1 protein-coding gene is annotated in these 303 nt (G+C 40.6%); it reads left to right on the top strand.

The window, feature by feature from the left end; all coding sequences use genetic code 11:
- Window position 1 precedes the first annotated feature (1 nt).
- Window positions 2-303, top strand: a 302-nt coding sequence (locus tag AB4585_RS28135) for a phosphate ABC transporter ATP-binding protein (RefSeq protein ID WP_372172057.1), incomplete at its 3' end; no start/stop codon positions are given.

Raw genomic sequence — 303 nt, 5'->3', positions numbered from 1 at the left:
GATAGAGATAGAAAACCTCAACCTTTTTTATCGTCAAAAGCAGGTATTACATGATATCTCTATGCGAATTCCCAAAGGTAAGGTAACGGCATTCATTGGGCCATCAGGCTGTGGCAAGTCAACTATCATGCGTTCTATCAACCGAATGAACGACCTGATAGAGGGGTGCAAAGTCGAAGGCAATATTCGATTACTTGGTAAGGATATCTACGATGAAGAGGTCGATGTATCCGCGTTAAGACGAAGAATTGGTATGGTTTTTCAAAAACCGAATCCATTTCCTAAAACCATTTACGAGAATGT

Origin of the sequence: Vibrio sp. 10N.222.49.C9, from assembly GCF_041474985.1 — a bacterium.
GTDB classification, from domain to species: Bacteria; Pseudomonadota; Gammaproteobacteria; order Enterobacterales; family Vibrionaceae; genus Vibrio; species Vibrio crassostreae_C.
The sequence above is the reverse complement of the archived record's forward strand: the minus strand, read 5'-3'. Positions and strand labels throughout refer to the sequence as shown.